We start from the raw sequence: 26,391 nt of genomic DNA, 5'->3' as shown, positions 1-26,391 counted from the left end.
GTCCGATTTTGGGGCCGGTTCAGGCAGGTGATTTCCAAAAGAAAAACCCCGACGCCAGAGACGCCGGGGTTTTTCCTTTAACGAGCCTGACTTGGAAGTCAGCCGATTACTCGGCGCTCTCTTCGGTCTTGCCTTCGGCGTCGGCGCCGGTTTCCTGATCGACGCGCTTCATCGACAGCTTGACCTTGCCGCGATCGTCGAAGCCGATGAGCTTCACGAACACTTCCTGGCCTTCGCTGACGATCTCGCTGACCGTCTTCGGGCGGATGGTGGCCGACAGCTCGGAGATATGCACGAGGCCATCCTTGGAGCCGAGGAAGTTCACGAAGGCGCCGAAATCGACGACCTTGACCACCTTGCCCTTGTAGATGACGCCCAGTTCCGGCGTGGCGGTGATGCCCTTGATCCAGTCGATGGCCTGCTGGGCCTTGGCGCTGTCGGTGGAAGCCACCTTGACCGTGCCGTCATCTTCCAGATCGATCTTGCAGCCCGTCACTTCCACGATCTCGCGGATGACCTTGCCGCCGGTGCCGATCACTTCACGAATCTTGTCCTTCGGAATGGAGAAGGTGGTGATGCGCGGAGCGTTACCGGAAACCTCGCCGCGGGCGGTATCGAGGCCCTTGGCCATCTCGCCGAGGATATGCACACGACCGGCCTGCGCCTGGGCGAGGGCGATCTGCATGATCTCCTTGGTGATCGAGGTGATCTTGATGTCCATCTGCAGCGCGGTGATGCCATTGGCGGTACCGGCCACCTTGAAGTCCATGTCGCCGAGATGGTCTTCGTCACCCAGGATGTCGGTGAGCACGGCAAAGCGCTCGCCTTCCTTGATGAGACCCATCGCAATACCGGCAACCGGACGCGGCAGCGGCACGCCGGCATCCATCAGCGACAGCGAGGTGCCGCAAACGGTGGCCATCGAGCTGGAGCCGTTGGATTCGGTGATCTCAGACACCACACGCAGGGTGTAGGGGAAATCAGCCGGCTTCGGCAGCATCGGACGGATCGCGCGCCAGGCGAGCTTGCCATGGCCGATTTCACGGCGGCCCGGGGAGCCCATGCGGCCCGCTTCACCGACCGAGTAGGGCGGGAAGTTGTAGTGCAGCATGAAGGGCGAACGGTATTCGCCTTCCAGCGCGTCGATGATCTGCTCGTCCTGGCCGGTGCCGAGGGTGGTGACCACCAGCGCCTGGGTTTCGCCACGGGTGAACAGGGCGGAACCGTGGGTACGCGGCAGCACGCTCACATCGACGGCGATCTGACGCACGGTCTTGGTGTCGCGGCCATCGATACGGTTGCCGGTGTCGAGGATCTGGTTACGCACCAGGTCGGCCTCGACATTCTTGAACGCCCCGCCGAAGACTTCAGCCGGGTACTTGCCTTCGTCGGAACCGACGAGTTCGGCAGCGGCCTTGTCCTTAGCAGCGGAAAGCTTGGCCTGACGGTCCTGCTTCACCACGGTGTCGTAGGCGGCGCGCACATCGGCACCAACAAGTGCCTTGATGCTCGCCTCAAGGGCGTCGACATCATAGGCGGGGGCCGGCATGTCGAACGGATCCTTGGCCGCGCTCTCGGCGAGGTCGATGATCGCGTCGATGATCTGCTGGTAGGCGTTGTGGCCGAACATCACGGCGTCGAGCATCTTCTGCTCGTCCAGCTCGCTGGCTTCGGACTCGACCATCAGCACGCCTTCCTGCGTACCGGCGACGACGAGGTCCAGCTTGCTGTCCTTCAGCTGCTCGGTGGTCGGGTTCAGCACGAACTCGCCATCGATCACGCCAACGCGCGCACCACCGATCGGGCCGAGGAACGGCGCACCGGACAGGGTGAGGGCGGCGGAAGAACCGATGATCGCGGCGATATCGGGATCGTTCTCAAGGTCATGGCTCAGAACGGTGGCGACAACCTGCACCTCGTTCTTGAAACCCTTGACGAAGAGCGGGCGGATCGGGCGGTCGATCAGGCGGGAGACCAGCGTCTCCTTCTCGCTCGGACGGCCTTCACGCTTGAAGAAACCACCGGGGATACGGCCGGCAGCGTAGAACTTTTCCTGGTAGTTGACCGTGAGCGGGAAGAAATCCTGCCCCGGCTTCTGCTTCTTTGCATAGACGGCGGTGCACAGCACGACCGTGTCGCCATAGGTGACCATGACGGCGCCATCGGCCTGACGGGCAACCTTGCCAGTCTCGAGGGTGAGCGTGCGCCCGCCCCACTCAATGGATTTGCGGTAAACGTTGAACATTGCTTTCAGCTTTCCTTCAGCCAGCATTCCGTTCCGGCGCGGATTCGCCGGTTCGGTCGGGTACGCGGACCATCCTGAGGCCGGCGCAGTACCCTTTGTGATCGGGGCTTAAAGGATCAGGTTGCCAGCTCCATGGTGCGGCCCCTTTTCGCCCTTGGCGGGCGAAGCGCACCGGCTGCCGGGACATCCCGGAAAACCTGCCCTCGTCAAAACTCTGGTCGCGGCCCCGAAGTGCCGCCGGTCCCGGCAGACCGGAACCCTTAAATAAGACAAAGGCCGATACGAAGGTTCGTACCGGCCTTGTCGGGCATTCGCCGATTAGCGGCGGATACCGAGGCGCTGGATCAGAGTCTGGTAACGGCTCTCATCCTTGCGCTTGACGTAGTCCAGCAGGCTGCGGCGCTGACCAACCATGATCAGCAGGCCACGGCGGCTGTGGAAGTCCTTCTTGTGGGTCTTCAGGTGCTCGGTGAGGTTGGAGATGCGCTCGGAGAGGATCGCAACCTGCACTTCGGGCGAACCGGTGTCGCCAGCAACTGCACCATATTCCTTGACCAGCTCGGCCTTGCGTTCGGCGGTGATCGACATCGTGATGTCTCCTGAAAAGAGAGTTTATAGATTGAGCACGCGAACCGGATGCAACTGGCCGCCTTCCAGAAGGACGATGGCCACCGGGGTTGTCCCGGTCATGGCGAAAGCGATTCCGTCGCTGCCGACCTGCTCGAGCCCGTCAATCCGGGCGCGGTCGGCCTTGCGCAGCAGGGGAACCGTCTGACCATGTCGCAGTCGGTGAGCTTCCGTTTCGCTCAGAAGCAGGGCCGGGATGTCGTCCAGCGCTGTTTCAACCGGAAGCAAATGAGGCCCCATCCATTGCTGGGGGGCCGCATTTGGGGGCGCACTCTGGGCTAACGCCTCCAGCGAGTCCAGAGAAATCGCGTTTTCCAGAGTAAATCTTCCCACCCGCAGACGGGTGAGAATTTCGATGTGGCCAAGGCAACCGAGACGACGGCCCATGTCGCGGCCCAGCGAGCGCACATAGGTGCCCTTGCCGCACTCAACTTCGAAATCCGCACAGTCGGCATCGGGCTGACCGGCGAGGCTCAGGCGCTCCACCTTCACCCGGCGGCTGGCGAGCTGGACCTCCTCGCCATCGCGGGCAAGATCATAAGCCCGTTCGCCATCCACCTTGATGGCGGAGAAGGCCGGCGGCACCTGGTCGATCTCGCCGGTGAAGTCGGGCAGCAGCGCCTCGATGGCGGCGGTGTCCGGGCGCAGCTCGCTGGTTTCGACCACCGGGCCCTCACGGTCATCCGTGGTGGTCGCGGCGCCCCAGCGCACGCGGAAACCATAGGTCTTGCGGCCGTCCATGACGTAGGAAACGGTCTTGGTCGCCTCGCCGAGCGCGATGGGCAGCACACCGCTGGCCAGCGGGTCGAGCGTGCCGCCATGGCCGGCCTTCTCGGCGCCGGTGATGCGGCGCACGGCGCCCACCACCTGGCTGGAGGTCATGCCCAGCGGCTTGTTGATGTTGAGCCAGCCGTGGATCGGTACGCCCTTGCGCTTACGCCCCATGCCGCTCAGCCCCGGTCCTTGCCGTCTTCGGTATCGTCTTCCTCGACATCATCCTCGTCCTCCCAGTCCTCATCCTCATCATCAGGAGCGAGGCTGTCAGGATCGAACGGGGCGGGGGAGACCCGCACCTTGTCGAGCAGCGCGTCGATGCGGGCGGCTTCATCAAAGGAGGTGTCGATCAGGAAACGCAGCTGCGGCACATATTTAAGGCGCACCTCGCGGGCAACCTCGCGGCGCAGATTATTGGCGGCCTCGGCCAGCAGCTTGATGGCGAGATGCGATTCGCCGCCGCCCAGTGCCCGCACATAAGCCCAGGCAATGCGCAGGTCGGGCGACATGCGCACTTCGGTAACGGTGACGTTAAGCTCCGCCAGTGCCGGATCGGGCAGGTGATCGCCGCGCGCCAGCATACCGGCCAGTGCGTGACGGATTTCCTCGCCAACCCGGAGCTGACGCTGCGAGGGCGGCTTTACGCTACTGCGCGCCATGGTGCCTGAAACTCCCTGGCACCCGTCACAGCTTCCGGTCAGTGCCGGAGGGCGGATGCCTTGCTTGTCCTATTGCGGTATTGCGGATGTCGCCTGGCCCGGCGGCGGCATCGGGCGCGGCTTTACAAAGCGCGCCCCGAACCCGCCTGCCCGCAGGACGGCGATGAAAGGGGGCTCTCTTACACCCGGGGGCCAGGATTGCAAGCTTCACCGTGCTTTTTACGACCCGCGCGACCCGCTGGCGAGGACACCCGAAAGGCCCCGGACAGCCTTAAGGCACCTGAACATAACTTTGCAAACCGAGGCATTACAGACGCGCGCGCTTGGCCGAACATGACCTTGCCGGCCAGGAAGGCTGAAATTCCCGGCAAGGCAGGACTGATGTCCCCTCTGGCCTCCCGGCCACAACACTGGAGAATAACCATGTGGGGTACGCACCAAACCATGGACCCGATGAGCGAATCGGCTCTGGCGCGCCACTATCCGGGGCTGGATCTACGGTTTTACGACGTCTTCAACGCCCTTTTGCGCACAGCGCACGCGGTGAGCGGCCATATCGGCCTTTCCGTCGAACCCTATGGCCTGTCGGACGGGCGCTTCCGGGTACTGATGGTTCTGGCGATGGCCGAACCGGCGCCGCTGACCCCTTCCGATATTGCCGAGCGGGCCGGCGTGACCCGGGCAACCGTAACCGGCCTGCTGGACGGGCTGGAGGCCGCGGGCCTCGTTGAACGGCGCAACCACCGCACCGACCGCCGGCGCATCCTGGTGAGCCTGACAGAGACGGCGCGCAGCCGACTGGATGCTGCCGTGCCGGAGCATGTCAAATCCGTGCTGGGCGTCATGTCGACCCTCAGCGAGGATGAACACACCCAGCTGCGCTCCCTGATGGACAAGCTTTATCAGGCCACATCGCATCCGGCTCACACCAACGTACGCAAAAACTAGCAGGCTTATCATCTGGCTCCTGTATTATGGGCAATCGACTCCGGCTCCGGAGAAAGATGAGGATCCGGAAAAGGTGCAAGGCCGGTTGACCGTCGATGGACAACCGGTGTTTGTGCCCTTTGCGGAAGTGGAACCGAGGGGCGATTGATGGCCCAGGAACAGCGACCGGCAACGGTCGCCAGGGCTTTTGGCCGGTTGGGAACCACAGGGCTGCTCGGCATCGTGTTCGCGGTCGTCATCGCGGGCAACGCGGTGCTGTGGCTTTTTGCCGACCGGCAGGCCACCCGCCGTGCCCAGGAACTTTACTCCAGCCAGCGCGTCGAGCTGCTGAAGGCCGCCAGCGCCGCGCTTGAAGACGAGCTGGAACGTACTCTCAGCATCGCCGGACGGCTTGTGACCGCCGGCCCGGACGAGGTTGCACGTGGCCCGGACTCGCCGCTGCTGGCGCTCGTCGAGGTGGCACGGCCGGGTGAACCGACAATCATCATGCCCCCCTCGCGGCGACTGCTGGAACGGCAGGAAGCCTGGACGGCCTTCAGCCGCCTGTTCGCCACCAGGCCGGTCGCGCACCGGGAGCTGATTGCAACACCGGAAGGGCCCGTCGCCCTTGTCAGCGCCCCGCCCGGTGTCGATGGCACACCTGCCTATCTGGCCGCCATCGATCTGGAGATGGTGCTGAAGCGGGCCAGCCGCCCCTTCGGCGATATTGGCGCCAGCCTGACGCTCTTTGCCCGCAAGGCCGGCAGCACCGGCGCCTTCCCGCCCGGTATCCAGGCAAGCGACAGCGGCGGCATGAGCGAGGTCGGCAATGCCAAGCTGTGGACCGTGGGCGAAGGCGGCAGCCTGTCACCCGATCTTTTGACCTGGCACTCGTTCAAGGTGGGAGACGACGCGCTCTTCGTGGTGGCAACCGACACCGCCGAGCCGATCCACTCGTTTATCAATGACCTGCGCCTTGTGCGCTTCGGCCTGTTCGGCGCCTTGCTGGTGCCGCTGCTGGCCGGTGCCATCTATCTGTTTTCGGTGCGCCAGCGCCTGCTGGTGCGCTCGGCGGCTTCGCTGCGCAGTCTTGTAGAGGCCCGCACCAGCGACCTTGCGGCCAGCGAATCCAAATTTCGCGACCTGATCGAGGGTTCGCTGCAGGGCGTGCTGATCCACCGCAATTTCAAGCCGCTGTTCGTCAATGATGCGATGGCTGAGATGCTGGGCTTCGCCTCCCGCGAGGAAATGCTGTCGTGGGATGACGCAACGGACTGGGTGGTCGAAGACGACCGTGAATGGGCGCGCTCGGTGCCGCTGCACCGGGGTGAGCTGCGCGGACCGGGCCATGCGCCTGGGGAAACCGGCGGCCGTCTCGGCCGCTGGGAACTGCGCGCCCGGCGCCGGGATGGCGAAATCGTCTGGGTGACGCTGCTGGCCCGCGAGGTGATGTGGGATGGCGAGCCGGCGGTACAGGTCAGCGTCATCGATGTGACCGATCGCTATCTCTCGGAGCGCGAGCTTTTCCGCGCCAAGGAAGCGGCGGAGGCGGCCAACCGCTCCAAGTCACTGTTCCTTGCCAATATGAGCCACGAGTTGCGCACGCCGCTGAATGCCGTGATCGGCTTTGCCGAGGTGATTTCGGGGCAGATCTTCGGGGCCATCGCCAACAAGCGCTACATTGAATACGCCAACGATATCCGCGAGAGCGGCCTGCACCTGCTCAGCTTGATCAATGATGTGCTCGACCTCTCCAAGATCGAGGCCGGCAAGTACCAGCTACATGAATCGGTGACCGATCTCGGCACTCTGGTGCGCATGGCGCAGCGCATGGTGGAGCGGCGCGCCCATGATGCCCAGGTCACCATCGAGCTGACGCCACCCGAACATCCGGTGCTGGTGCTCGCCGACGAACGCGCCCTCAACCAGGTACTCATCAACCTCCTGTCCAACGCCGTCAAATTCACCAGCCAGGGCGGCAAGGTGGTGGTGAGGCTGCATGAGCAGGCGCTGGACGAGGCGCCGACGCACGGCGCCTACCTGCTGGATGCGGCGCTGATGCCGAGCCTTGCCGGCGGCGTGGTGATCGAGGTGCGCGACAGCGGTATCGGCATGAATGTCTCCGACCTGCCGCTGGCGCTTGAATCCTTCGGCCAGATCGACAGCGGCTTTAACCGCCGCCACCAGGGCACAGGGCTTGGCCTGCCGCTGAGCCGGATGCTGGTGGAACTGCATGGTGGCACGCTCAGCTTCGACACCGCCCCGGGCGAAGGCACCAGCGTCTTCGTGCATCTGCCGCCCTCGCGCAATTGCGTCGCCCCGCAGGCCCGCCCGCGGCGAACCGCGATGAAGTCCGCCAGCTGAGAGGTCGCAGCCCCGGTGGCAGGCCGGCGGCTGCCTCTTGATAGCCAGCGCACTACCCCCCATGTGATCATAACTGACCGACCGGCTTTGTCCGGCGCAGGGTGCTCCGGCGAACGGAGGTTCTGTGCGGCAAAGCCGGCCCACCAAGCCGGGACGGTGCCCGAAAAGGCCGCCTCCGGCTCTTCTCGCTCAACGGAGGAGAGGAATGAGCACTCGTATGGGCGTTTTCAGCAGCCCGTTCCTGCTGGGGTTCGACCAGTTCGAACAGACGCTGGACCGTATCGCCAAGGCCTCCTCGGAAGGCTACCCGCCCTACAATATCGAGCAGCTGGGTGCAGACGGCGAAGGCAATGAAGGCCTGCGCATCACGCTGGCCGTGGCCGGTTTTACCGAAGCCGACCTCGACATCACCGTCGAGGACAACCAGCTGGTCGTGCGCGGCCGGCAAAATGACGACAAGAGCCGGGTCTATCTGCATCGCGGTATCGCCGCCCGCCAGTTCCAGCGCGCTTTTGTGCTGGCCGAGGGCATAGAGGTGATCGGCGCCTCGCTCGACAATGGCCTGCTCAATGTCGATCTCAGCCGCCCGGCTCCGCAGAGCCGTGTTCGCCGCATCGACATCACCCGTTCTTCCCGTTCCACCCCTCGCAAAACCCTTGAGATCGGTCCGGAGCGCTAACGGCGCCCCATAACCGAGTGTGGCCCAAGCGACAGATCCATGTGATTTTCCTTACGGAAAGTACAAGGACAACGTGAAAGGCTGAACTCAAGCGCAGGCCTCAAGCGTTATGAGGACATGACCCGGCAGCCGGGACCCTGACCTGAAGGCGACACCACCCGTCGCAAGCAGGGTCTCCGGCGGGCCGCCCCCAAGGAGTGACTACCATGCAAGCCACGCGCATCCATCAGACCTACCAACCGCTGCCGCAGGCCGAATTCGCCAGCCTCGGCCAGGGTAACGTGGCTTATGTCCGCCTCGTTGACGGGGAAGAGGACGAGCGGTGGGGTATCTTCTCCGCCGATGGTACCCGGCTTGCCGCACTGGGAAGCCGCGATATTGCCATCGCCGCCATCGTCCAGAACGACATGACCCCGCTCCTGGTGCACTGACCCTTCCAGCCGGAAGCAGGGGCTCCTGTTTCCGGCATGACGGAGGTGCCGCCCGGCGGGCGGCACAGCGGTCTTGCCTCACGGCCCCAATAGGGCCTATCCCTTGCCCGGTTTTGGCAGTTGCGTGACGGGTGAGGGGCATGGCGGGGCAAGCCGACTCGAAAGGGCCGACAGGGCCGATCTGCGAGGTCATCGCCATCGATGGGCCCGCCGCCAGCGGCAAGGGCACGCTCGCCCGCAAGCTGGCCCATATCTTCGATTTCGCCCATCTCGATACCGGCACGCTCTATCGTGCCGTTGGTCTGGCCGTGATTGCGCGCGGGCATGACCCGTCCGATGCGGCCGATGCCGAGGCGGCGGCACGCGCACTCAAGCTTGAAGATACCCAGAAGCCGGAGATCCGAGGCGATGAAGCGGCACAGGCTGCCAGCAAGGTTGCCGTCATCCCCGGCGTGCGGGCCGCGCTGCTCGATTTCCAGCGCCAGTTTGCAGCCAATCCGCCCGGCGGCAAGGCCGGCGCCGTGCTCGACGGGCGCGATATCGGCACCGTCATCTGCCCGGATGCCACCTCCAAGCTCTATGTGACCGCATCGGTTGAGGCGCGGGCAGAAAGACGCTGGAAAGAGTTGCGGTCCCGGGGCATCGAGTCTACAGTCCCGGCCGTCCTTGCGGACCTGAAAGAACGCGACGCGCGCGACAGCCAGAGAACGGTAGCCCCGTTATCCGTGGCGTCGGGCGCTTTTGTTTTGGACACATCCGGTATGACTCCCGACGAGGTTCTGGCCAAGGCGGTTGACTATATCGAGCTGTGCCGCAGCGCGCTCTGATCCGGGATTACCCGCATCGACATCGCTGCCCGGCCCCAGTGCGGGACAAGACCAGGCCATGCGGCGAATCCCCTGAAAGGAGCATTTTGCTCTTATGAACTCCGCCCTCGCGGTCAAACAAGTGAACACACCCTCCATGGAAAATTTCGCCGATCTTCTTGACGAGTCTATGGGCCCCCAGTCCTCGCTGGAAGGCAGCGTCCTCAAGGGACGTGTTGTCGCCATCGAGAACGACTTCGCTCTCATTGATGTGGGCCTGAAGTCCGAGGGTCGCATTGCCCTCAAGGAATTCGCCACGGTTCCCGGCCAGCCGGTCGAGCTGAAGGCGGGTGACGAGGTCGAGGTTTTCCTCGAGCGTTTCGAAGACAAGAATGGCGAAGCGGTCCTCAGCCGCGAGAAGGCCAAGCGTGAAGAGGCTTGGCAGCAGCTGGAAACCTCCTTCAACGACAGCCAGCGCGTGACCGGCGTGATCTTCGGCCGGGTCAAGGGCGGCTTCACCGTCGACCTCGGCGGCGCTGTTGCCTTCCTTCCGGGCAGCCAGGTGGACATCCGCCCGGTTCGCGACATTACCCCGCTCATGGGCACGCCGCAGCCGTTCCAGATCCTCAAGATGGACCGCAGCCGCGGCAACATCGTGGTCTCCCGTCGCGCCGTTCTCGAAGAGAGCCGTGCGGAAGCCCGTCAGGAACTGGTTGCCAACCTCCAGGAAGGTCAGGTCCTGCAGGGTGTCGTCAAGAACATCACCGACTACGGCGCGTTCGTGGATCTGGGCGGTGTCGACGGCCTGCTGCACGTCACCGACATCTCCTGGCGCCGCATCAACCACCCGACCGAGGCGCTGCAGATCGGCCAGACCGTCAAGGTCCAGGTCATCCGCTTCAACTCGGAAACCCAGCGTATCTCGCTCGGCATGAAGCAGCTTGAAGCCGATCCGTGGGAAGGCGTCGACGCCAAGTACCCGGTTGGTGCCAAGCTCAAGGGCCGCGTCACCAACATCACCGACTACGGCGCCTTCGTGGAGCTGGAAGCCGGCATCGAGGGTCTGGTGCACGTCTCCGAGATGAGCTGGACCAAGAAGAACGTCCATCCGGGCAAGATCGTCTCCACCTCCCAGGAGGTCGAGGTGATGATCCTGGACGTGGATCCGGTCAAGCGCCGTATCTCCCTGGGTCTCAAGCAGTGCCTCGACAATCCGTGGGCCACGTTCGAGGACAAGTTCCCGGGCGGCACCGAGATCGAAGGCGAAGTCAAGAACATCACCGAATTCGGTCTGTTCGTTGGCCTGCCCGGCGATATCGACGGCATGGTTCACCTCTCCGACCTCGACTGGAACCGGTCGGGCGAAGAGGCGGTCAAGGACTACAAGAAGGGCGACACCGTCAAGGTCAAGGTGCTCGACGTCGACGTGGAGAAGGAACGTATCTCCCTCGGCATCAAGCAGCTCGGCGACGATCCGTTCGAGTCCAGCATGACCGGCGTGAAGCGCGGCGACGTCGTCACCGCGGTGGTCTCCCAGATCACCGATGGCGGCATCGAAGTGCAGGTCAACGGCATGTCCGGCTTCATCCGCAAGGCCGAACTGAGCCGCGAGCGCAGCGAGCAGCGTCCGGAGCGCTTCAACGTGGGTGACCGCGTTGATTGCCGCGTGACCCAGCTCGACCGTGCGACCCGCAAGCTCGCTCTCTCTATCAAGGCCATGGAAGTGGCTGAGGAGAAGGCAGCGATGGCCGAGTTCGGTTCGTCCGACAGCGGCGCCAGCCTGGGTGACATCCTTGGCGAGGCGCTGCGTCGCAAGCAGGGTGGCGAGGGCTGATAGCCCAGGGCTCCTTGCCTTGCTGAAAAGCAAAGACCCCCGCCGGCAGGTCCGGCGGGGGTTTTTCTTTGCCCCTGCGTAAGGCTGGCCTCGGCCCGCTACCGCACAAGAAAGTCGCGTCCCGCCAGCCATCGGGCTAGATGTGGGGCTCGCCAGAACGACGCCGGCACCGGACCAGAAAACCCATGCCCCATTCCCTGCCCGCCAATACCGCCGCCCCGCGCTCGCATGCCGCGCTGGAAGAGCAGTACGAGGCCTATCCTTATCCCACGCGCGACCCGCGCGAGGAGGATAAGCGCCTTGTCACCGGCTCCCCCAGCCACTTGGCGGAGGTAGAGCATTTTGTTTTTCGCGGACGGGTGCCGGCCGGCCGGTCGGGGGAGCGGCCGCTGAAGCTGCTGTTTGCCGGCGGCGGCACCGGCGATGCCATCACCATGCTGAGCCAGCAGCTGGCGGACCGCGGCCTTGCGGCCGAGATCACCTATCTCGATCTCTCCACCGCCAGCCGCGATATCGCCCGGGCGCGGCTGGAGCGGCGCGGACTTGCCGGCAGCGTGCATTTCATCACCGGCTCGCTGCTGGATGTCGCCGAGCTGGCACCGGGCCCCTACGACTATATTGATTGCTGCGGCGTGCTGCATCATCTGCCGAACCCGGAAGCCGGGCTCGCGGCGCTTGCCACCGTGCTGTCTCCCGAAGGCGGCATCGGCATGATGGTCTATGGCGAATATGGCCGCGAGGGCGTCTATCCGCTGCAGGCCGCCCTGCGGGCGCTTACAGCGGGCCAAAGCCCCGCGGCAAAGGTTGCCAGCGCCCGCAAGCTGCTGGCCGCATTGCCCGCCACCAACGGCTTGCGCCGCAATCCCTTTCTCAATGACCACCGGCAAAGCGACGCCGCGCTCTATGACCTGCTGCTGCATAGCTGCGACCGCGCCTATACCGTGCCGCAGCTGGCCGCATTGATCGAGAGCGCCGGCCTTGCCGTCACCAGCTTCATGAGCCCGGCCGCCTACGACCCCACCTGGTGGGTACGCGAACCGGCGTTGCTGAAGCCATTGCAGGACGCAAGTCTGGTGGAGCGCGCGGCCGTGGCCGAGCAGCTCTCCGGCGCCATGCATGTGCACATCGCCTATCTGGCCCGGCCCGAACAAGCCGCCTCCCGGCAGGCACTGACCGTCGACGGACCGGACTGGATTGCCATGCCCGGCGTCAATTTCGACCCGCAGCTGGCCGCGAAGGCCGCGCGGGGCGGCAAGGGGCTCAGCTACAACATCCTCGGTGTAAGCCGGATGCTCGACCTGCCGCCGCTGGCTGCTGCCATGCTGGAGCGTATCGACGGAAAACGCAGCTTTGGAGACATCTTTGCGGAGATGAATGCCAGCGGCACGCTGGCGGCGCCGCTGGACTGGGACAAGCAGTTTGCACCGCAGGCGGCACGCCTGATGGCGGCGCTGGTACCGGCAGGTTGCCTGTTGCTGCGCCGGAAGGACTGAAGCCATGGGGCGCTTCCAGAAGACCATGCAGGCCCGCGACAAGGCGGCCACCGCTCCCAAAGCGCGCCAGCAGCGCCCGGCCGCACGCACGCCGCGGAAAATTGTCTCCGGGCCCGGCCAGATCGTGGAAATCACCCGCCTTGGCGCCCAGGGGGACGGCATCGGGACCGCCGCCGACGGCCAGCCGGTCTATGTGCCGATGACCCTGCCGGGTGAAAGCTGGCAGGTGGAGCTTTTGCAGAAGCGTGGTGACGGATGGCAAGCGGCGGCGATTGCACCGGCAGATGAGACCTCGCCAGAGCGTCAGCAGGCCCCGTGCCGCCACTTTGAAGGCTGCGGAGGTTGTAGTGTTCAGCACCTTGTTTCGGAATCGTATCTAAACTGGAAGCACCAGTTGGTGGTAGACGCCCTTGCCCGGGCCGGTCTTGGCGCCGCGGAGGTGCTGCCTGTCGTCACCTCTGCGCCTGCCACACGCAAAAGGGCATGGATTGCCCTGAAACGCACAACCAAGGGCATTGAATTCGGCTTCAATGCCCGGCGCAGCCACAGCCTGAGCCCGATCGAGGGCTGTCAGGTGCTGCACCCGGCCCTGTTGGCGACGGTAATATCCTTTCGAGAAATTGCCGAAAATTCACTTTTTTCCGTTGATATGGCGAATGTATATTTTCTTTTGACGGACTCTGGGGCCGATATCGCCATAAAGGCCGAGAGCGTCCCGACATTGGCCGAGCGCGAGGCATTGGCCTTGTGGGCAGAGAAAGAAGAGATCGCCCGCCTGTCCTGGATCAGCCGGCAGGGGGCAGAGCCGCTCGCCCAGCGCCATCCGCCGCAACTGGTCTTCGGCGGCATCGCCGTGACGCCGCCGCCGGGCGGTTTCACCCAGGCCAGCCACGAAGCAGAACAGCAGCTCACCGGCGCCGTGCTGGCCGGCGCCACGGCAGCATGCCCGGCGGGGGTATCCACGGCGCTGCGCATCGCCGACCTCTTCAGCGGCATAGGAACGTTCTCCCTGGCGCTCACGGGCCTCGGCCCGGTGCTGGCCGTGGAAGGGGACGAGGCCGCGCTGGCGGCCCTGCGCACCGCGGCCAATCACGCCATCCCCGGTCGGGTGGAAACACAGCGCCGCGACCTCTTTGCCGATCCGCTTTCCGCCGCTGAACTGGCGCGCTTCGATGTCGTCGTTTTCGACCCGCCCCGTGCTGGCGCCCGGGCGCAATCGGAAGAACTGGCGAAATCAACGGTTCCGACCGTCATCGCTGTCAGCTGCAACCCGGCTAGTTTTGCCCGGGATGCCGCGGCGCTGATCGCGGGCGGGTATCGCATGGGCCCGGTCCTGCCGGTGGACCAGTTCCATTGGACCGGCCATGTCGAGCTGGTATGTACCTTCCGGCGCTAGACCGGCCTTCATGGAAGGTCAGGCCAGTCGCATAGGATAATAGTCAACCGCGCCGGCCGGCTATTGGTGCCTCGCCCTACCGGGTCGCGATCTATTCCCTCATGATGAAGGGCGAAGGCCCGGCTCGTTTGCGACCAGCGAAAACTCCAGAAAGAAAAAACAGCGCCCGCATCTGGAAGCCGGCGGCCGGCACGGCAAATCGGGCACGAAAATGGCTACTACGCGCGCTGATGATCTGAACGAAATACCACCATATAATTCAATGCACTAAGGACTGTTCGGCGCTACGGGGTGAAGCGTTGATGTCACAGCATGGCAGTCCTGTGGCGCCTGCCCGAAAATTACCCATTTGAACCTCTTGCGCTGCGGCGCCGTTGAGCCTTATAAGCCGACTTGCATGCGACTTGGTACGCGCCGGCATGCGCGCACGTGCCCCTGGCCGGGGGAGAGAGATAAAGGCCTGCCCGCGAGAAGAACCGCGGCCGGGTATCTCCCCGAGGTTATGTTACGACGCTCACGCGTAAACTCTGACGCCCACATCGGAATACGGGCGAAGTTGGGGATTACGATGTCAGACGTTGTTAGCGCCGGGGCAGCGCTTATTGCCCTTTTACGTCGATCTAAGGCCGGCTTCGGCAGCGAATGTGCTGCCCGAAGGCTTTCCGGTCGCGCCTGAAACGCGACCGCCGTCTCGAAACGACTTTCGAAAAGCCTCAAACATATCAATACCTTAATTCGGACGGAGCCGCCCGATGACCGACCGTATCATCCGTTTTCTGCGTGACCGACGACCCTCCACCCCGTGTGTTGTGGTTGACCTTGACCGCGTTGAAGAGAATTACCGCGCCCTTGCCGGTGCCCTTCCCAACAGCCGCATCTTCTACGCGGTGAAGGCCAATCCGGGTGCCCCGGTCCTGAAGCGTCTGGCCGATCTCGGCTCGTGCTTCGATACCGCCTCGGTGCCGGAAATCGAGATGGCGCTTGCCGCCGGTGCCACGCCGGACCGCATCTCCTTCGGCAACACCATCAAGAAGCAGGGCGACATTGCCCGCGCCTATCAGCTGGGTGTGCGCCTCTACGCCTATGACAGCGTGGAGGAGCTGGAAAAGATCGCTGCTTCCGCTCCGGGCTCCAAGGTGTTCTGCCGCATCCTGACCGACGGTGCCGGCGCTGAATGGCCGCTGAGCCGCAAGTTCGGCTGCGTGCCGGAAATGGCGCAGGACCTGCTGGTGAAGGCCGCCGATTTCGGCCTGCAGCCGGTGGGCGTGTCCTTCCATGTCGGCAGCCAGCAGTGCAATGTCGAAGCTTGGGACGGCGCGCTGGCCCAGGCCGCGGCGATCTTCCGCCACTGCGAGGCCAATGGCATCGAGCTCAGCCTCGTCAATCTCGGCGGCGGTTTCCCGACCCGTTACCGCAACGGCGTGCCGACGGCGGAAATCTATGGCCGTGCCATCGATGCCTCGCTGAAGCGCCATTTCGGCAACCACATGCCCGACACCATCATCGAGCCGGGCCGCGGCATGGTGGGTGATGCCGGCATCATCGAATCCGAAGTCGTGCTGGTGGCCCGCAAGAGCTATGACGCCGACGAGCGTCCCTGGGTCTATCTGGATGTTGGCAAGTTCGGTGGTCTCGCCGAGACCATGGACGAATCCATCCGCTACCAGATCAGCACCCCGCATGACGGCGGCGAGGACCAGCCGGTCATCATCGCCGGCCCGACCTGCGACAGTGCAGACGTGCTCTATGAAAAGAATGTCTACCGCCTGCCGACGGCTCTCAAGGCCGGCGACCGGGTGCGCATTCTCTCCACCGGCGCCTACACCACCAGCTACTCGGCCGTGAATTTCAACGGCTTCGCACCGCTGGCGGCCCACTACATCTGATCCCGGGTCGGCTCCCGCCACGGGTACCAGACAACACTGAAAAAGGCCCCGCCCGACAACGGGCGGGGCCCTTTGCTGTCAACGGCTCTTGGCGCCGGCACAAGAGCTCTGCCACAAAGTCAGCCGGAACAAAGGGCGAGGAGGCAGCGGATGCGCAGGTTAGGCCTGATCGGCGGCATGAGCTGGGAGAGCACGGCGCTTTATTACCGCTACCTCAATGAGGGCGTGCGCGAGCGTCTTGGCGGGTTGCATTCGGCCGACCTTGTCCTGCGCTCGGTCGATTTCGCCGGCATCGCCGCGATGCAGGCGGCAGGAGACTGGACGCAGGCGGGTGAGGCAATGGCGACCTGTGCCCGCGAGCTGGAGAGTGCCGGCGCCGAAGCCCTGCTGCTGTGCACCAACACCATGCACCTGCTCGCCCCGGCCATCGACACGGCAACCCGGCTGCCTCTGCTGCACATCGCCGATGCCACCGGCGAGGCTATCCGCAACGCCGGCAAGACACGGCCGGCGTTGCTGGCAACGCGCTTTACCATGGAGCAGGATTTTTACAGCGCCCGCCTGCGGGAGAACCACGGCCTCGATCCGCGGATTCCCGGCGAAGCACCGCGCCAGGAAATCCACCGCATCATCTATGAAGAACTCTGCCGGGGTGTGGTGAAACCCCAATCGAAGGCACGGTATCTCGCTGAAATCGACACCCTGCGGCAGGAGCAGGCCATCGACGGCGTCATTCTCGGCTGCACTGAAATTGGCATGCTGATCGGCGCCGAGGATCTTGACCTGCCGGTCTTCGACACCACACGGCTTCACGCTGACGCCGGTGTCGATTTCATGCTCGGCTGAGCCACGGAAACTTCCGGCACAGCCGCAAAACACCAAACTGTCACATTCTTCATTTTCCGCGCCGCAACAAAGCCTTATGCAGGGGCGAAAGTTGAGCTTGCAGGGCTGCGGCCCGTCACCCGCGCAAAACCTCCCGAAGGCCAATCTGGGCATTCCGGGGGCAGCGGGAACTGCCGCCGGCACCTGCCGTTAAGCCAGCATTCGCCCTGGTGGCGGATCCGGAAAAACCAGAAGAGACGGCCGGGCCACAAAGTCCCCGGGCCGGGCAGCAAGGAGTGCGCATCATGACCTTCGGCCTTGCCGAGCGCCATTGGAGCCAGAGCGCACGTTATCTGACCGTCACGCTGCTGGTGGCGGCCAATGTCGGGCTCAGGGCACTGCCCCCGCTGCAGGAGCTTTCCGTCTTTCTGTTCGTGCCGGCGATCTTTCTGGGGGCGAGCCTTCTCGGGCGCGGGCCGGCAATCTTCGCCAGTGCGCTGGCTCTGCTGATCGCGCTCTTCTTCTGGATCGAGCCGGTGCATTCGCTGCATTTCACCGCCCGGGACATTCCACCCTTCGCCCTCTATCTGCTGATCTGCCTCGCCATCATCGCCAGCTGCGAATGGGCCCGTGCTGCCCTGCAGGGGCGAACGGGGCAGGTAGAGACCACCCCGGCAATAACCGAAGGCGCAGCCGGCAAGGCGCGCCGGTTTGCCGGGCTCGATTTCTGGCGCGGCTTCGTGCTGTGCACGATCTTCGTTACCCATGTGCCGGGTAACATCTTCGAGAATTACACCTTCCGCAGCCTTGGATTTTCGGATTCGGCCGAGGCCTTTGTCTGCCTCTCCGGCATCTCGCTGGCGCTTGCCTATGGGCGGCGTTTTGCAGCGGGCGAACGGTTTCGGGTCTGCATTGCGCTGGTGCGCCGCGCGCTCAAACTCTACGGCGTGCATATCGCACTTTCCTTTGCCGCGCTGGCCATCTTCAGCGCCGGCGCCGTGCACTGGAACCTGCCCTGGCTTGAAGACGAGCATGGCCGCGACCTGTTTGTCGCCCACGCCCGGCTTTGCATCGAGGCAATCCTCGGCCTTGGCCACCAGCTCGGCTACTTCAACATCCTGCCGCTCTATCTGGCGCTTATCCTGTGGGTGCCGCTGTTCCTGTGGCTGGCCGGGATCGATCGCAGCCTAATGCTGGGCCTCTCCACGCTGCTCTACGTCGCCGCGCGCCTCTTCGACTGGAACCTGCCGAGCTGGCCGCTGCCGGGCGGCTGGTTCTTCAATCCCTTCACCTGGCAGCTGGTAATGGCCATCGGCATCGTCGTCGGCCTGCATCTGCGCGAGCATGGTCGCCTGCCGCTCAGCCGGGTGCTGACCGTGATCAGCACGATCATGGTGCTGTTCGCGCTCCTGGTGGTGACGAACGGCCTTGGCGGCCTGCTCGGGCCCTGGGGCGAGCTGCGGCAGTCACTCGACCTCGACAAGACCAATACCGGCACCATGCGCCTGCTGCATTTCCTGGCACTGGGCTATCTGGTGCACGTCAGCGGCATCACGGCCTGGCTGCAACGCACGCCGGTTTTCAGCCCGCTCGCCATGCTGGGGCGCCACAGCCTGATGATCTTCGCCCTGCTATCGATTCTTGCCGCCATCGGCCAGGTCCTGATGGCTGCCGAGCCGCACAGCGCCGGTTTTGACATCGCCCTTATCGGCGGCGGTATCCTGGTGCTCTATTTCGCCGCACGGCTCTGCGAGGCGGCGACGGCCCGGCGCAAGGCCGCCGGCAACAAGGCCGTCGCACAGGCCTGAACCCGGCGGGAAAACTGCGCCGGCAAGCCGCCGGCCCTGCGTTGCAAAAGCGCTTACGGCATGACAAAGTGCGCCCGCCCGAGGCCGGCGCGCCCCGCCGCGCGCTGCCGATCTTCACTGACTTCCGCACCGCTGGAAGAGGATTTTCCCATGAGCGAGTTCCGCAATCTCGACGACCTCGACGTCGCCGGCAAAACCGTGCTGGTGCGCGGTGACCTGAACGTGCCGGCCAAGGACGGCAAGGTGACCGATGCCACCCGCATCGAGCGCTTCGCCCCGACCGTCACCGAGCTGCTCTCCAAGGGCGCGAAGGTCGTCATCATGTCCCATTTCGGCCGTCCCAAGGGCGGGCCGGATGCCGAATTCTCGCTCAAGTTCCTTCTCCCCGCTCTCGAAAAGGCCGTCGGCGCCAAGGTGGCCTTCGCTACCGACTGCGTTGGCCCGGAAGCCGAAAAGGTGGTGAAGGGTCTCAAGAACGGCGAAGCCGCCCTGCTGGAAAATCTGCGTTTCCATGCCGGTGAAGAAAAGAACGACCCGGCCTTCGTCAAGGCGCTGGCCTCGCTCGGTGACCTCTATGTCAACGACGCCTTCTCCGCCGCACACCGTGCCCACGCTTCCACCGAAGGCCTTGCCCATGTGCTGCCGGCTGCCGCCGGCCGCCTGATGCAGGTTGAGGTCGAGGCGCTGTCCAAGGCGCTGGAAAAGCCGGAGCGGCCGGTGGCGGCCGTCGTCGGCGGTGCCAAGATTTCCACCAAGCTCGAGCTTCTGTTCAACCTCGTGCAGAAGGTGGATTACCTCGTGCTCGGCGGCGGCATGGCCAACACCTTCCTCTATGCCAAGGGCGTCGATGTCGGGGCCAGCCTTTGCGAGAAGGACATGGCCGATCAGGCCCGCGCCATCACCACCAAGGCAGCCGAATCCAACTGCGAGATCATCCTGCCGGTGGATGCGGTGGTCGCCGCCAAGTTTGCTGCCGGCGCGGAAAACAGCACCGTGCCGTCCGATGCCATTCCGGCTGACCGCATGATGCTGGATGTGGGCGCAAAGTCCGTCGAGAACGTCATCGCCAAGCTGGGTGCGGTCAAGACCGTGGTCTGGAATGGCCCGCTCGGCGCCTTTGAGATCCAGCCGTTCGACAACGCCACCAACGCGGTGGCACAGGCCGTCGCCAAGCTGACCAAGGCGGGCAAGGTGCTGTCGGTTGCCGGCGGCGGCGATACCGTGGCGGCTCTGCACAATGCCGGGGCGAGCGAGGATTTCTCCTACGTCTCCAGCGCGGGTGGTGCGTTCTTGGAATGGCTGGAAGGCAAGGAACTGCCGGGCGTGGCCGCCCTGCGCCGCAGCTAAAGACAGACGGTTTCAAAACCGGACGACGAAGAAGGCCCCTTCCGGGGCCTTCTTTTTTGTCTCAATCGCAGCCCAGGGCCCGACCCGGCAGGAAAGCGCCCCAAAGCATCCCTTGTAGAGAAGAGGAAGACGCCCTATTTTATGGGAATAATCAGCAGGTCCGGCGTCTGCCGGCCGTGCGTCGTGCCAGACAAGGGCGCGTCGCAGGGCAATGGCAGGAAGATCGGCCCCAGGGGTAAGTCAAGGTCATGCAGATTCCCAACGTATCGGCAGGTATGCCGGTCACGGGGGTTCCTGCCGCGCCCACGCCGATCATATCGGACATTGCGGCCGGGAGCCTCTCCACCCAGACAAAAGTCGCCGTGCGCTCGCCCGGCGCGGGGCAGGGCACATCCTCGCGCGACGGCTCCCCCGGCCGTAACGAGACCGAAGGTGAAACCCGCCTGCTCTCCGGCTCCGGCATCCGCCCGCGCAAGCGCGGCGATTTGCTGGACGTGACCGTCTGAGAGCACTTCCTCCCCGTTGTTACGGGCAAGGGGCGGTTTCCAGGCGCACAAAATTCGAAAAATTTTGCCGGCGGCCTTCACAAGGGGCCGCCGATTGTATTTGAGCCGTCAGGAAACCGCCGGCTTCAGCAGGCGACCGACCGGAAATACCAGCCGCACAAGGGTGCCCTGGCCAGGCTGGCTGTCGATTTCCAGTGCGCCGCCATGCAGCCCCATCAATGCCCGCACGATGGGCAGGCCCAGCCCGCTGCCCTGATGCCGACGTCCAAGGGCGGTATCGACCTGGCCGAACGGGCTTACCGCCAGTTCAATTTCCTCGGCCGACATGCCGATGCCGGTATCGGCGACGCCGAGGATCAGGGCACCATCCGCCCGGATACCCGCCTCCAGCCGGATGGAACCGCCCGGGCGGTTGAAGCGGATGGCATTGGAGAGCAGGTTCATCAGCATCTGCCGGAGCGCGCGCGGATCGGCAAACAGCAGCGGAAGCCGCGCGGAGCTGTGCGCCGCAAGGCTCATGGCCAACCCCTCCCGTTCCGCCTGCTCGCGCATGCTGCGCATGGCCACCTCCATCGCCCGCAGCACCTCCATCGCCTCTTCCTGCAGCTGATGCCGGCCGGCATCGATACGCGAGAGATCGAGAATGTCGTTGAGCAACGCCAGCAGCTTGTTGCCGGACTGGTGGATGTCCTCGGCATAGTCGCGGTAATGCGCGTCGCCGATCGGACCGAAGGTCTCGAACCGCAGGAGATCGGAAAAGCCGATGATGGCGTTGAGCGGCGTGCGCAGCTCGTGGCTCATGTTGGAGAGAAAGGCGGCCTTCGCCCGCTCGGCAAGCTCGGCCCGCCGGCGCGCCTCTTCGGCCTCCTGGGTACGGGCCTTGAGGGCCGAGATGTCGATATAGGTGGAAAAGGTCTCCCCGGTGGAAAGCCGGGTATGGGTTGCCATCACCCAGTTCTGCAAACCCGCCTGTAATTCCACGGTCAGGCTCTGCTGCGAGCCCAGGGCGCGCCACTGGTCAAGGCGCAGCTGCGCTTCATCCATGGCCTGCTGCGACCCTGCCGCCCGCGCCCAGATGCGCGTCACTTCCTCATAAGGCAAACCAGGCTGAAAAAGGCTGTCGACACCGGGAAAAAGTTCGACGGCACGGGCGTTAAAAAACAGCAGCTTTTCACGAGTGTCGAACAGGGCGAAACCGTAAGGGGCCAGCGTCAGCCCTTCCAGAAGGCTGGAGAGCAACTTCCCGTCCTGCCCCTCTAAATGTAGATGCCCGGCTTCAATGGCCATCGACTTGCCATCCGGCTATCTTGATGATTATTCCTGTACACCGGTAACATGTTGCGCCGTCTGCGCAAAGCAAGAGCCATACTGGCGGCTATCGTGTGTCAAAAGCGCTGGCCTTGATCCCGACCGTTCGCGTAGGCTCCAGAAAGTTTTTCAGTAATTTTGCGAGGAATTTACCCAATGACGGGGAAGGTGGCTTCCACCATTGCCATGGCGGCGCTGGCCGTGTTCACGCTCGCGGGCTGCTCCTCCATGCGCAGCTCGGCAGCCAGTTCTTCTTCCCCCCTGTCCAACGCCAGTGGCGGCGGGCAGGAACTGGAAGCACTGCCGGATGAATTTCGCATCCCCTCGGGCATTCCTGTACCGCCGAACACAGTGGTTCTGCCCAGTGAATCCTCCGTTTCCGGCGTAACCGAACCGACCTCCGGCTTCGTGGTCATGCGCAGCAAGAACTCGCCCAACGCCTTGCTCAACTTCTACCGTGACAGCATGCCGAGAGATGGCTGGCAGCCTTCCGGCATTTCGCAGGGCAAGCGCAACTACATCTCCTTCATCCGTCGCGAGCCGAATGGCGCCACGCGGGTCTCCTCCATCCGTATCGAGCCGATCGAGCGCGGCATTTCCAATCTCGGCAGCGCCTACGCATCCGAGATCGAGCTTTTCGTCAGTGAAGCCGTGACGCAGAAATAAGAAACACCGGGCCGCCAGCGGCGTCCGGGGCAGGGAACGGGCAACTCAACCATGACCAAACACGGTCTCGACAGCATTGATCGCACGCTGTTGTCGCTGCTGCAGGAAAACTCCCGGCAGTCGACGGCAGAACTTGCCCGCAAACTCGACCTGTCGCGCTCTACGGTTCAGGACCGTATCGCCCGGCTGGAAAAGGACGGGGTCATCCAGGGTTATACCGTGCGTCTGGCCGTCGAGACGCAGGCAGCGCAGATCAGGGCGCATGTCGCCCTGACGGTCGAGCACCGGCTGGTTGACCATTGCGTACAGGCCCTGCGCTCGGTACCGGAGGTGCGCACCGTGTTTGCTGCCACCGGCCCCTATTCGCTGCTGGTGCTGGTGGGCGCCCCGACGACCCAGCGGCTCGATGCCATCATCGACCAGCTCGGCAAATTGCCCGGTGTTTCACGTGCAACAGCCGCCATCATCATGTCGGTGAGGCTCGACCGGCGCTGAAACGGGCAGAGCCCCTCTGCGCCGGTTGCCTTTTTGCTCAGCTTGCCAGTCGTACCCGCCCGACCTCGTGCCGGTTCCAGTTGCTGAGCGTGGTGTGCTGGTGGCCGGCCACCGCATCGACATCGTCGATTTCACCGAGTGCCCGGAGAATGCCGGCTACGGCCAGCGGCAGGGCGCGTACCGCCCCGTCCTCGACCTTCAAGACAAAACCGATGCCGCGCTCCGGCAATGCCACGCAGGCCACGCCTTCCGCGCCCGTCTTGGCCAGCAATTTGCCCTCCAGCCGGGCCATCATCTGACTGTCCCACTGGCGAGTACCGCCAATCATCAACGGCCGGGCCATGATGGCGGACACGATACGGCGCGCCGCCGGGCCGCGAACATCGCCCAGCGCCGACGGGTCGGCCATCCGTGCCATGCCGCGAGCCCAAGCACTGAGCGGAGCTGCCAGGGTCGGGATGGAACAGCCGTCACGGTCCCACGGCGCCGCCTCCAGATCGCAGCCCGTCATCTCGGAGAGGGCAAGGCGCACCCGGCGCTGGACGGGGTGATCATATTCAGTGTAGCCGGCCACATCGTCACCCAGATGGCGGGCGGTGCACAGCATACCGGTATGTTTGCCGGAGCAATTATTGTGGATGGCAGACGGGGCATGGCCGGAGCGCACGAGTTCCGCCGCGCAATCCGGATGACCGGGCGGGTGCACGCCGCAACCCAGATCGGAGACCCGGCAATCGATACGAGCCAGCCAGCGGGCAACGGTATCGACATGCATCGCCTCGGCCTGATGCGAGGCTCCGGAGATGGCAAGCTCCTCCAGCGACAGACGATAGGCATCCGCCGCCCCGCTTTCGACCAGCGGCAATGCCTGCATGGATTTGATGCCGGAGCGCGGGAAAACCAGCCGCTCCGGATCGCCCCAGCTCGCCAGAAGGTCGCCGCCGGCATTCGCGACCGCGGCATGAATACGGTGCACGGATTCAACCGTCTTCCCGCGCGTTACCTCAACAGCAAGGCAGTCCTGCTGTCCCAGCATCCTTTGCATGATTGACAACACCCTTCGCGGCGTTATTCCTTCGCCGGCATTGATATTTTTTCGGGTAACTGCGGCATCCCCTCCTGTGAACAGCAGGGGTCTGCTCTCCCGCCCAAGGACCAGAGGACAAAACAGTGGCTGATGCAACCGGCATGCGCGGTTTTTTCGCCGTCGGCGTGGAACGCATCAGCAAACCGCTGAATGTCGGCAATCTGGTGCGCACCGCCCACTCCTTCGGGGCGAACTACTTCTTCACCATCGACAAGCAGTATGACGAGCGGCTGGTGAATCAGGCGGATACCTCGGCCGCTTCCGGCCATCTGCCCGTCTTCAACTATCCTAATCTCGATGCGCTGACACTGCCGCGCGGCTGCCAGCTGGTGGGAGTGGAACTGGTCGATGAATCGATCCCGCTACCTTCCTTCCGGCATCCGCTGCGTGCGGCCTATGTGCTGGGACCGGAACGCGACTCCCTGTCGCCGCAGCTGCAGGAGCGCTGCGATTTCATCGTGCAGATCCCGATGAAATTCTGCGTCAATGTCGGCGTCGCCGGTGCCATCGTCATGTATGACCGGCTGATCTCGCTCGGCCGGCATGATCCGCGGCCCGTACGGGCCGGCGGCCCTACCGAAACGCTGAAGCGTGGCAACTTCGGCAAGCCCATCTTCCGTACCGGCCCGATGGCGCCGGAAGAGGAGGGCTGAGGCGCAGCACCGGCGCCCGACCCCCGGTAAACGAGCCCATAACAACGCCCGAAATCCGTCCCGGCCGGTAACGCATACCGGACAGGGGCGCTGAAACAGGGCCCGCCTGCTCGTCCCGGCAGCCATTTTCTGAAAAATCGCCACCAACGGTTCCCGCTTTTGCGGGAGCATTCCGGCTGCCGGTCCTTTCCGGCGGCCCTTCTCCTGCGTCAAGACACCCGTCATGCGTCTGATCCTGCTTTCGGTCGCCCCCCTGCTGTGCGGTATCGGCCTCGCCACGCTGAGCACAGGCATGCTGAGCACCATCCTCGGCATCCGCGTCACCCTGGAAGGCTATAGCCCGCTGGTCGCCGGCGGGCTCGGTACTGCCTATTTCGCCGGCCAGCTGCTTGGTTCGCTGGTGGTGCACCGGCTGATGGCCAAGGTTGGCCATATCCGCGTCTTTTCCGCCTTCGCTTCGCTTCTGGCGGCGATCACGCTGCTGCATGGGCTTATCGTCGATCCGATGGTCTGGCTGGTGCTGCGCTTCATGGCCGGCCTCAGCATCGCCGCGATCTTCGTGTGCACTGAAAGCTGGCTCAACGAGCGCACCGGCAATGACACTCGCGGACGCGTGCTCTCGCTCTACATGATCACCGTCTATAGCTGCGTCGGTGGCGGCCAGTTCCTGATCACGCTGTACGCGCCGGACAGCTTCTCGCTGCTAGCACTCGTCTCGGTGCTGATTTCGCTCGCGCTGATGCCGGTTGCACTCTCCACCCAGCCGCCACCCACCATCCCGCAGGCAAATGCCATCAGCCTTGTGCGGCTGTGGCGGGAATCTCCCGCCGGCATGGTCGGCGCGATGGGTGCCGGTCTCGTGCTGGGCTCCTTCTACAGCCTCAGCCCTGTCTATGCGCAGGCCGCCGGCTTCGATACCAACGGCATCGCCCATTTTGTCGGGTGCGGCATCTTCGGCGGGCTTTTGATGCAGTGGCCGGTCGGCCGGCTCAGCGACAAGATCGACCGCCGCCTGGTGCTTGCCGCGCTTTTTGCCGCTCTTGTCTGCGCCAGTCTTCTGCTCACCCTGGGCGCCCCGCTGCTGGGGCCGTCCTGGGCGTTGCTGGGAGCGTCGGCGGCCTTCGGCGGCTTTTCCTTCGTGCTTTACCCGGTTGCGGTCTCTCATGTGTTCGACCGTATCTCCAGCGATCACGCCGTGCAGGCAGCCGGCGCCATGCTGCTGACCTACTCGATCGGCGCAACACTGGGTCCGCTTGCCGCCTCCGCCCTGATGATGCTGACCGGGCCGCTCTGGCTCTATGTCTCCACTGCCGCGGTCGCTGCGGTGGGTATGGTGATCGTGCTCTTGCGCATGACCCAGCGAGCACCGACAGACGAGGACAGTCGCAACGAGTACCGTGCCATGCCGCCGGTTACCCCGTCGCTGGTGGTGCATGAAATGGACCCGCGCGTCGGCGGCCCGCAGTCCTGAGGGTCCTTGGCGCCGGCCGCTGATGACCGTCCCGGCCCCTTGGGTTAAGCTTGATGCCTGAAGCCGGTTTTCACCGGCGCGACAAAGACTTGGGGCCTATCAGG

At 64.3% G+C, this 26,391-nt stretch carries 23 protein-coding genes; 17 read left to right on the top strand and 6 right to left on the bottom strand.

Going from position 1 to position 26,391, the window contains the following annotated elements:
* Positions 1-106: 106 nt before the first annotated feature.
* From pnp to rbfA, 4 genes are all read right to left on the bottom strand, one after another.
* Entirely contained in the window at positions 107-2,272 is a 2,166-nt protein-coding gene (pnp, locus tag QTL98_RS01490; RefSeq protein ID WP_510637520.1) for a polyribonucleotide nucleotidyltransferase, read from the bottom strand.
* Positions 2,273-2,563: 291 nt separating this feature from the next.
* Positions 2,564-2,833 (bottom strand): 30S ribosomal protein S15, encoded by a 270-nt coding sequence (gene rpsO / locus QTL98_RS01485; RefSeq protein WP_445680468.1) that lies wholly within the window; start codon positions 2,831-2,833, stop codon positions 2,564-2,566.
* Between the two features lie 24 nt (positions 2,834-2,857).
* Entirely contained in the window at positions 2,858-3,817 is a 960-nt protein-coding gene (gene truB / locus QTL98_RS01480; RefSeq protein ID WP_445680467.1) for a tRNA pseudouridine(55) synthase TruB, read from the bottom strand.
* A 5-nt stretch (positions 3,818-3,822) separates the two neighbouring features.
* Complete coding sequence (rbfA, locus tag QTL98_RS01475) at positions 3,823-4,305, bottom strand: 30S ribosome-binding factor RbfA (RefSeq protein ID WP_445680466.1); 483 nt, start codon at positions 4,303-4,305, stop codon at positions 3,823-3,825.
* 423 nt (positions 4,306-4,728) lie between these two features.
* On the opposite strand from rbfA, the gene QTL98_RS01470 reads away from it, so the two are divergent.
* From QTL98_RS01470 to QTL98_RS01410, 13 genes are all read left to right on the top strand, one after another.
* Positions 4,729-5,253 carry a MarR family winged helix-turn-helix transcriptional regulator gene (locus QTL98_RS01470; RefSeq protein WP_445680465.1) on the top strand — a complete coding sequence of 175 codons (525 nt, stop codon included), beginning with the start codon at positions 4,729-4,731 and terminating at the stop codon, positions 5,251-5,253.
* A 147-nt stretch (positions 5,254-5,400) separates the two neighbouring features.
* Entirely contained in the window at positions 5,401-7,596 is a 2,196-nt protein-coding gene (locus tag QTL98_RS01465; protein ID WP_445680464.1) for a sensor histidine kinase, read from the top strand.
* Between the two features lie 205 nt (positions 7,597-7,801).
* Positions 7,802-8,275 carry an Hsp20 family protein gene (locus QTL98_RS01460; RefSeq protein ID WP_445680463.1) on the top strand — a complete coding sequence of 158 codons (474 nt, stop codon included), beginning with the start codon at positions 7,802-7,804 and terminating at the stop codon, positions 8,273-8,275.
* Between the two features lie 206 nt (positions 8,276-8,481).
* A complete protein-coding gene (locus QTL98_RS01455) occupies positions 8,482-8,706 on the top strand; it encodes a DUF1150 family protein (RefSeq protein WP_445680462.1) in 225 nt (74 codons plus the stop codon).
* A 140-nt stretch (positions 8,707-8,846) separates the two neighbouring features.
* Positions 8,847-9,533 carry a (d)CMP kinase gene (cmk, locus tag QTL98_RS01450; protein ID WP_445680461.1) on the top strand — a complete coding sequence of 229 codons (687 nt, stop codon included), beginning with the start codon at positions 8,847-8,849 and terminating at the stop codon, positions 9,531-9,533.
* A 94-nt stretch (positions 9,534-9,627) separates the two neighbouring features.
* Complete coding sequence (gene rpsA / locus QTL98_RS01445; RefSeq protein WP_445680460.1) at positions 9,628-11,346, top strand: 30S ribosomal protein S1; 1,719 nt, start codon at positions 9,628-9,630, stop codon at positions 11,344-11,346.
* A gap of 185 nt (positions 11,347-11,531) precedes the next feature.
* Positions 11,532-12,839: a class I SAM-dependent methyltransferase gene (locus tag QTL98_RS01440; RefSeq protein WP_445680459.1), complete on the top strand. Its 1,308-nt coding sequence runs from the start codon at positions 11,532-11,534 to the stop codon at positions 12,837-12,839.
* A 4-nt stretch (positions 12,840-12,843) separates the two neighbouring features.
* Entirely contained in the window at positions 12,844-14,235 is a 1,392-nt protein-coding gene (locus QTL98_RS01435; RefSeq protein WP_445680458.1) for a class I SAM-dependent RNA methyltransferase, read from the top strand.
* A gap of 752 nt (positions 14,236-14,987) precedes the next feature.
* Complete coding sequence (locus QTL98_RS01430; protein ID WP_445680457.1) at positions 14,988-16,121, top strand: type III PLP-dependent enzyme; 1,134 nt, start codon at positions 14,988-14,990, stop codon at positions 16,119-16,121.
* A 150-nt stretch (positions 16,122-16,271) separates the two neighbouring features.
* Positions 16,272-16,967: an aspartate/glutamate racemase family protein gene (locus QTL98_RS01425; RefSeq protein WP_445680456.1), complete on the top strand. Its 696-nt coding sequence runs from the start codon at positions 16,272-16,274 to the stop codon at positions 16,965-16,967.
* 284 nt (positions 16,968-17,251) lie between these two features.
* Positions 17,252-18,754, top strand: coding sequence for an OpgC family protein (locus tag QTL98_RS01420; RefSeq protein WP_445680455.1), 1,503 nt, complete (start codon positions 17,252-17,254; stop codon positions 18,752-18,754).
* Between the two features lie 150 nt (positions 18,755-18,904).
* Entirely contained in the window at positions 18,905-20,101 is a 1,197-nt protein-coding gene (locus tag QTL98_RS01415) for a phosphoglycerate kinase (RefSeq protein WP_445680454.1), read from the top strand.
* A gap of 248 nt (positions 20,102-20,349) precedes the next feature.
* Positions 20,350-20,607, top strand: a complete 258-nt coding sequence (locus tag QTL98_RS01410; RefSeq protein WP_445680453.1) for a hypothetical protein — start codon at positions 20,350-20,352, stop codon at positions 20,605-20,607.
* A 108-nt stretch (positions 20,608-20,715) separates the two neighbouring features.
* On the opposite strand, the gene QTL98_RS01405 is transcribed toward QTL98_RS01410, so the two are convergent.
* On the bottom strand, positions 20,716-21,846 hold the full coding sequence (locus QTL98_RS01405; RefSeq protein ID WP_445680452.1) for a sensor histidine kinase: 1,131 nt from the start codon (positions 21,844-21,846) through the stop codon (positions 20,716-20,718).
* A 225-nt stretch (positions 21,847-22,071) separates the two neighbouring features.
* On the opposite strand from QTL98_RS01405, the gene QTL98_RS01400 reads away from it, so the two are divergent.
* Together QTL98_RS01400 and QTL98_RS01395 are read left to right on the top strand one after the other, a co-directional pair.
* Complete coding sequence (locus QTL98_RS01400; RefSeq protein WP_445680451.1) at positions 22,072-22,581, top strand: hypothetical protein; 510 nt, start codon at positions 22,072-22,074, stop codon at positions 22,579-22,581.
* 51 nt (positions 22,582-22,632) lie between these two features.
* Positions 22,633-23,076, top strand: a complete 444-nt coding sequence (locus tag QTL98_RS01395; RefSeq protein ID WP_445680450.1) for an Lrp/AsnC family transcriptional regulator — start codon at positions 22,633-22,635, stop codon at positions 23,074-23,076.
* Between the two features lie 37 nt (positions 23,077-23,113).
* Here the strand turns inward: QTL98_RS01395 and QTL98_RS01390 are convergent, their stop codons facing one another.
* Positions 23,114-24,121 carry an asparaginase gene (locus tag QTL98_RS01390; RefSeq protein WP_445680449.1) on the bottom strand — a complete coding sequence of 336 codons (1,008 nt, stop codon included), beginning with the start codon at positions 24,119-24,121 and terminating at the stop codon, positions 23,114-23,116.
* A gap of 125 nt (positions 24,122-24,246) precedes the next feature.
* On the opposite strand from QTL98_RS01390, the gene QTL98_RS01385 reads away from it, so the two are divergent.
* Positions 24,247-24,816: an RNA methyltransferase gene (locus QTL98_RS01385; protein WP_445680448.1), complete on the top strand. Its 570-nt coding sequence runs from the start codon at positions 24,247-24,249 to the stop codon at positions 24,814-24,816.
* 223 nt (positions 24,817-25,039) lie between these two features.
* Complete coding sequence (locus tag QTL98_RS01380; protein ID WP_445680447.1) at positions 25,040-26,287, top strand: MFS transporter; 1,248 nt, start codon at positions 25,040-25,042, stop codon at positions 26,285-26,287.
* The last annotated feature ends 104 nt before the right edge of the window (positions 26,288-26,391 follow it).

This window comes from Radicibacter daui (assembly GCA_030657355.1).
Taxonomy (GTDB): domain Bacteria; phylum Pseudomonadota; class Alphaproteobacteria; order Radicibacterales; family Radicibacteraceae; genus Radicibacter; species Radicibacter daui.
Note: the sequence above shows the minus strand (reverse complement) of the source record. Positions and strands in the feature narration are given on the sequence as shown.

Coding starts and splice junctions, on each gene's coding strand:
- rpsO (WP_445680468.1), bottom strand. CDS start 2,833: ATGTCGATCACCGCCGAACGCAAGGCCGAGCTGGTCAAGGAATATGGT.
- QTL98_RS01430 (WP_445680457.1), top strand. CDS start 14,988: ATGACCGACCGTATCATCCGTTTTCTGCGTGACCGACGACCCTCCACC.
- pnp (WP_510637520.1), bottom strand. CDS start 2,272: ATGCTGGCTGAAGGAAAGCTGAAAGCAATGTTCAACGTTTACCGCAAA.
- QTL98_RS01455 (WP_445680462.1), top strand. CDS start 8,482: ATGCAAGCCACGCGCATCCATCAGACCTACCAACCGCTGCCGCAGGCC.
- QTL98_RS01395 (WP_445680450.1), top strand. CDS start 22,633: ATGACCAAACACGGTCTCGACAGCATTGATCGCACGCTGTTGTCGCTG.
- QTL98_RS01420 (WP_445680455.1), top strand. CDS start 17,252: ATGACCTTCGGCCTTGCCGAGCGCCATTGGAGCCAGAGCGCACGTTAT.
- QTL98_RS01410 (WP_445680453.1), top strand. CDS start 20,350: ATGCAGATTCCCAACGTATCGGCAGGTATGCCGGTCACGGGGGTTCCT.
- rbfA (WP_445680466.1), bottom strand. CDS start 4,305: ATGGCGCGCAGTAGCGTAAAGCCGCCCTCGCAGCGTCAGCTCCGGGTT.
- rpsA (WP_445680460.1), top strand. CDS start 9,628: ATGAACTCCGCCCTCGCGGTCAAACAAGTGAACACACCCTCCATGGAA.
- QTL98_RS01425 (WP_445680456.1), top strand. CDS start 16,272: ATGCGCAGGTTAGGCCTGATCGGCGGCATGAGCTGGGAGAGCACGGCG.
- QTL98_RS01470 (WP_445680465.1), top strand. CDS start 4,729: ATGTGGGGTACGCACCAAACCATGGACCCGATGAGCGAATCGGCTCTG.
- QTL98_RS01465 (WP_445680464.1), top strand. CDS start 5,401: ATGGCCCAGGAACAGCGACCGGCAACGGTCGCCAGGGCTTTTGGCCGG.
- QTL98_RS01390 (WP_445680449.1), bottom strand. CDS start 24,121: ATGCAAAGGATGCTGGGACAGCAGGACTGCCTTGCTGTTGAGGTAACG.
- truB (WP_445680467.1), bottom strand. CDS start 3,817: ATGGGGCGTAAGCGCAAGGGCGTACCGATCCACGGCTGGCTCAACATC.
- cmk (WP_445680461.1), top strand. CDS start 8,847: ATGGCGGGGCAAGCCGACTCGAAAGGGCCGACAGGGCCGATCTGCGAG.
- QTL98_RS01415 (WP_445680454.1), top strand. CDS start 18,905: ATGAGCGAGTTCCGCAATCTCGACGACCTCGACGTCGCCGGCAAAACC.
- QTL98_RS01435 (WP_445680458.1), top strand. CDS start 12,844: ATGGGGCGCTTCCAGAAGACCATGCAGGCCCGCGACAAGGCGGCCACC.
- QTL98_RS01460 (WP_445680463.1), top strand. CDS start 7,802: ATGAGCACTCGTATGGGCGTTTTCAGCAGCCCGTTCCTGCTGGGGTTC.
- QTL98_RS01400 (WP_445680451.1), top strand. CDS start 22,072: ATGACGGGGAAGGTGGCTTCCACCATTGCCATGGCGGCGCTGGCCGTG.
- QTL98_RS01380 (WP_445680447.1), top strand. CDS start 25,040: ATGCGTCTGATCCTGCTTTCGGTCGCCCCCCTGCTGTGCGGTATCGGC.
- QTL98_RS01440 (WP_445680459.1), top strand. CDS start 11,532: ATGCCCCATTCCCTGCCCGCCAATACCGCCGCCCCGCGCTCGCATGCC.